Origin of the sequence: Arthrobacter sp. 2YAF22_2, assembly GCF_052114645.1 — a bacterium.
Taxonomy (GTDB): Bacteria; Actinomycetota; Actinomycetes; order Actinomycetales; family Micrococcaceae; genus Arthrobacter.
The window spans coordinates 1-1,104 of the sequence record NZ_JBFRFD010000770.1 but is presented as its reverse complement, the minus strand read 5'-3'; the positions used below and the strand labels follow the sequence as shown (position 1 = coordinate 1,104).

Below are 1,104 nucleotides of genomic sequence, written 5' to 3'. Positions count from 1 at the left end.
CCGCGCGGCAGCTTAGCCGGATTACGCTGCAGAGCGCTGCCGCCGACGTCGTCCGGCTGGCGATCCTGGATGGGATCGCTGCCGCGGAAGAGGTGGAGACCCCGGCGGGGAGTTTTCGTGCATACCGGGACGGAGTGCGTTAGCATAGCTGGATTTAACATTCGGCCCGTGATGCCGTAGTGTTGTCTGTTGGTTGTCTGCCCTGTTCTGCCCTTTTGTGGGCCTGCCGTAGCGACCAAGCAATCAAAAAACGTCCACAGCGATCGCCGGTGCAAGCCGGAGGGGCGGTGGCAACAACAGTTAGCGGAGGGTATGGCCAAGAAGGACGGGGTCATTGAGATCGAGGGCGTTGTGACCGAGGCGCTGCCCAACGCGATGTTTCGCGTTGAGCTGACCAACAAGCACATCGTTCTGGCACACATCTCTGGAAAGATGCGCCAGCACTACATCAGGATTCTCCCTGAGGACCGGGTAGTGGTGGAGCTGAGCCCTTACGACCTGACACGTGGTCGTATCGTCTACCGCTACAAGTAAACACTGGGCGGTCCGGGCACTAGCCGAGGGCCGGTCCAGCTGACCAACTGCAACACGCAAAGGAACGCCATGAAGGTCAAGCCGAGCGTCAAGCAGATCTGCGAAAAGTGCAAAGTGATCCGCCGTAATGGCCGGGTCATGGTGATCTGCGAGAACCCGCGCCACAAGCAGCGCCAGGGCTAATTCCCTTCACGGGAAACCTTGGGTTGCTAACCCACGCAAGTAAATAAAAGGCAGCACAAGCTGATCTGGGACACTGAGCTAGAACGAGTCCGGACAGCTAACCCCCGGTCGGAGGCTGGGGCCGTACAGATCCGTACGGGTGTACTGCCTACGACCTCCGGTTTATTCAAGGAGYACTGCCWCTATGGCTCGTCTCGCTGGCGTAGACATTCCCCGCGAAAAGCGGTTGGAAATTGCGCTTACTTACATCTACGGCGTGGGCAAGACCCGTGCACACGAAACCCTGGCTGCCACCGGCATCAGCGCGGACGTTCGGGTCAAGGACCTGTCCGACGCCGAGCTCGTCCAGCTGCGTGATTACATTGAAGGCAACTACAAGGTTGAGGG

3 protein-coding genes and 1 pseudogene are annotated in these 1,104 nt (G+C 59.3%); all 4 read left to right on the top strand.

Translation table 11 applies throughout. The features are described from left to right. A pseudogene (locus AB4Y86_RS19420) lies at positions 1–143 on the top strand (P1 family peptidase); the annotation flags it as partial. Between the two features lie 169 nt (positions 144–312). Then, complete coding sequence (gene infA, locus AB4Y86_RS19415) at positions 313–534, top strand: translation initiation factor IF-1 (RefSeq protein WP_009358723.1); 222 nt, start codon at positions 313–315, stop codon at positions 532–534. Between the two features lie 69 nt (positions 535–603). Beyond that, the gene (gene rpmJ / locus AB4Y86_RS19410) at positions 604–717 is read left to right on the top strand and encodes a 50S ribosomal protein L36 (protein WP_009358722.1); all 114 of its coding nucleotides are present in this window, start codon (positions 604–606) and stop codon (positions 715–717) included. Positions 718–901: 184 nt separating this feature from the next. Then, a partial coding sequence (gene rpsM, locus AB4Y86_RS19405; protein ID WP_441403748.1) for a 30S ribosomal protein S13 occupies positions 902–1,104 on the top strand: 203 nt, incomplete at its 3' end.

What these genes read in the sequence shown, in the direction of transcription:
- rpmJ (WP_009358722.1), top strand. Translation starts at nt 604, where the DNA reads ATGAAGGTCAAGCCGAGCGTCAAGCAGATCTGCGAAAAGTGCAAAGTG.
- infA (WP_009358723.1), top strand. Translation starts at nt 313, where the DNA reads ATGGCCAAGAAGGACGGGGTCATTGAGATCGAGGGCGTTGTGACCGAG.